The sequence below is a fragment of the Mesorhizobium sp. M7A.F.Ca.CA.004.04.2.1 genome (assembly GCF_004022825.1).
Classification (GTDB): Bacteria; Pseudomonadota; Alphaproteobacteria; order Rhizobiales; family Rhizobiaceae; genus Mesorhizobium.
The window spans coordinates 1-3,342 of sequence record NZ_RZPH01000675.1 but is presented as its reverse complement, the minus strand read 5'-3'; the positions used below and the strand labels follow the sequence as shown (position 1 = coordinate 3,342).

General features: G+C 62.9%; 4 protein-coding genes. 3 read left to right on the top strand and 1 reads right to left on the bottom strand.

Translation table 11 applies throughout. The features are described from left to right. From EN893_RS25055 to EN893_RS25045, 3 genes are all read left to right on the top strand, one after another. Nucleotides 1-192: transporter substrate-binding domain-containing protein (locus EN893_RS25055; RefSeq protein ID WP_128361846.1), on the top strand; the 192-nt coding region annotated here is incomplete at its 5' end. A 154-nt stretch (nucleotides 193-346) separates the two neighbouring features. Next, complete coding sequence (locus EN893_RS25050) at nucleotides 347-1,021, top strand: amino acid ABC transporter permease (protein WP_013527987.1); 675 nt, start codon at nucleotides 347-349, stop codon at nucleotides 1,019-1,021. Between the two features lie 50 nt (nucleotides 1,022-1,071). After that, a complete protein-coding gene (locus EN893_RS25045; RefSeq protein WP_127268314.1) occupies nucleotides 1,072-2,346 on the top strand; it encodes a cysteine desulfurase-like protein in 1,275 nt (424 codons plus the stop codon). A gap of 181 nt (nucleotides 2,347-2,527) precedes the next feature. Here EN893_RS25045 and EN893_RS25040 read toward each other — a convergent pair. After that, nucleotides 2,528-3,342, bottom strand: an 815-nt coding sequence (locus tag EN893_RS25040; RefSeq protein ID WP_128361845.1) for a dipeptide ABC transporter ATP-binding protein, incomplete at its 5' end; no start/stop codon positions are given.

Genomic DNA, 3,342 nt, shown 5'->3' with positions numbered 1-3,342 from the left:
GAGCGCATCAAGACCGGTGAGCAATACGGCCTGATGATGACCAAGGACCACCCGCTGCTGGGCAAGCTGAACGATGCGCTGAGCGCGATGAAGAAGGACGGCACCCTGGCCGCGATCCACAAGAAGTGGTTCGGCAGCGACGCGCCGGCCGACTCTTCGACCATGAAGGAAATGCCGCTGCCGAAGGCCTGAGCTGAAAGCTGCGCTGACATCGTGCCGGCTTTCCAGGCCGGCACGATTCATTTCACGTTTTGGCGCCGGCTTCTGCCGCAGATCACCTCGCCGTCGACGAGGCCAATTGATTTTAACGTGAGCACTCTTCGCTCTGGGGTTCGGGAACGCTCCGATGTCGCTGATCGACACCTTCTTCAACCCCGATGTCATCATGTCCAGCCTGCCGGCGCTGCTGCGCGGCTTCCTGAACACGCTGCTGCTCGGCATTTTGAGCATCGGCATCGGGATCCCCATCGGCCTGGGGATCAGCCTGGTGCGGCTCTATGCGCCGAAGCCGCTGCGCTGGCTCGCGGTCGGCTACACCGACATCTTCCGCGCCCTGCCGGTGCTGGTCGTGCTGATCCTGATCTACTACGCGCTGCCCTTCCTCGGCATACGCCTGTCGTCCTGGGCCTCGGCGGTGACGGCCTTCGCCTTCATCATGTCGGCTTACTCGGCAGAAGTGTTCCGCTCCGGCATCGAAAGCATTCCGCGTGGCCAATTCGAGGCGTCGCAGGCGCTTGGCCTGCCGTTCCTCCTGACTTTGCGCAAAGTGGTGCTGCCCCAAGCGATCCGCGTCGTCATCCCGCCGATGACCAGCAACTGCGTTTCGATGTTCAAGGACACCTCGCTCGCCTCGACCGTGGCGCTGCCGGAACTCTTGAAGGAAGCGACCAACGCGCAGTCGCTTTACGCCAACCCCTCGCCGCTGATCGGCGCAGCCCTTGTCTATCTCATCTTTCTCTGGCCGATGGTCCGCCTCGTCAGCCTGCTTGAAGAGCGCTTCAAGACCGAAAAGAAGCGCTGACCTCGTCAACCGATCCCACCCCGCCCAAGTCCTCCGCAGGAGCCTACCCCGTGAACAAGCATCAAACCGACAATGCGAATGCCACCGCGTTCCCCGTCGACGCCATCCGCGCCATGTTTCCAGCCCTGCAACGGGCCGGCGACTTCATCTTTTTGGACAATGCCGCCGGCGCGCAAATTCCGCAGAGCGTGCTCGACGCGGTGACCAACCATCTGGTTTCGCACAATGTGCAGCGTGGCGGCCGTTATGGCCGCAGCGTCACTGTCGACCAGTCGGTCGCCGATGCGCGGACAAGCGTCGCTCTGCTCATCAACGCCTACAGCCCGGCGGAAATCTGCTTCGGCATGAATGCCACCTCGTTCATCCGCCTGGTCAGCCTCGGCATCGGCCAGATGCTGCAGGAGCGCGACGAGATCGTCATCACCGACATGGACCATGATGCCAACATCGCGACCTGGCTGGCTCTGGAGTCCGCCGGTGCAAAGTTCAAATGGTGGCGCATACGCGAGGACGGCAATCTGCATGTCGACGATCTGCGCCCGCTGGTTTCCGACCGCACCCGCCTCGTCGCCTGCACGGTCACCGCGCATTCGATCGGCTCGATCGTCGATGTCGCCGCGGTGGCCGAGATCGCACATGCGGCCGGCGCCGAAGTGTTCCTCGACTGCGTGCATTACGGACCGCACGGGCTGATCGACGTGCAGGCCTGGGATTGCGACTATCTCGTCTGCTCCGGCTACAAGAATTTCTCGCCGCATATGGGCTTCCTGTGGGGCCGCTTCGAAACGCTGAAGCGGCTGCCGACCTTCCGCGAGGATTTCATCCCCAACGAGCCGCCGTACAAGGTCGAGGCCGGCACCTTCATCTACGAGAACGTCTCGGGGATGGATGCCGCCGTGCAGTATCTGGAACTGATCGGCCGCAATCTGGCGCCGTCCAACAACCGCTCGCGGCGCGACAACATCGTCGCCGGCATGGGCGCCATCCGCGACTATGAGCTGGTGCTGGCGCGTGAGATGCTGGCCGTGCTGAAAGGTTGCGGCGCGACCATCTACGGCGTTGCCGACGAGGCCCGCATCAATGAGCGTGTGCCGACCTTCTGCTTCAACATCGGCACACTGTCGCCGCAGCGGGTCGTCGAGGAAATGGCCGAGATGCAGATCGGCATCCGCGACGGCCACATGTACGCGCCGCGACTGATGAAGCGTCTCAACCTCTCAATGGACAGCGGCGCAATCCGCGCCTCGCTTGTCCACTACAACACGGTCGAGGAGATTCACCGTTTCGGCGAGGCACTGCGCGCCATCATCGCCAAATTGTCCTGAGCGGCGGCCTCTCCAGCGTCGTCATCCACGGGCGGAACAAGGAGCGTAGCGACGCAGTGCAGACCCGAGGATCCATGCCGTGCCACGGTGCAGAATTCTGCTCCGCTGCACCCTTCGGCTGAGGTAACGGCATGGATCCTAGGGTCTGCGCGACGCTTCGCCCTAGGATGACGAAGAGACGTTAAGCCGCCTTCTTCTTCGCCAGTCTTGCCTTGATCGAGGCTACGTCGGCACGCGGGGTCGCGGCGAACAGCGTCCTGGTGTAGCTGTGCTTGGGGTCGGCGAAGACCTCGTCGCGCGAGCCGTATTCGACCGCCTCGCCGAAATACATCACCATCACATCGTCGGCGATGTAGCGCACCACGGACAGATCGTGGCTGATGAAGACATAGGTCAGCTGGAACTCGTCCTGCAGGTCGGCGAGCAGGTTGAGCACCTGTGCCTGCACGGAAAGATCGAGCGCCGAGACCGGCTCGTCCAGCACCAGCAGGCTTGGGTTGAGCATCAGCGCGCGGGCAATGGCAATGCGCTGGCGCTGGCCGCCCGAGAACATGTGCGGGTAGCGGTTGTAGTGCTCGTGACCGAGGCCGACCTTCTTCAGCATCTTCATCGCAAGGTCGCGCCGCTCGGCCGCCGGCTTGTCGGTGTTGATCAGCAGAGGCTCGCCCAGCACGTCGCCGATCTTCTGGCGCGGATTGAGCGATCCATAGGGGTTCTGGAAGACGATCTGGACCTTGCGGCGCATCTCTTTGGTCAATCCGCCCTTGGCGATGTCGACCTTGTTGCCGTCGATGAACAGGTCGCCTGACGTCGCCGGATCGATCAGCGTGATGATGCGGGCGAGCGTCGACTTGCCGCAGCCGCTTTCGCCGACGATGGCCAGCGTCTTGCCCTTGTCTACCTTGAAGGACACGCCCTTGACCGCGTGCACGGTGCGCGGCCCGGTGAACAGGCCACCACCGATATGGTAGTCGCGGACGATGTTCTTGCCTTCGA

Excerpts from the sequence above, each read along its gene's own strand:
- EN893_RS25050 (WP_013527987.1), top strand. The coding sequence starts at position 347 with ATGTCGCTGATCGACACCTTCTTCAACCCCGATGTCATCATGTCCAGC.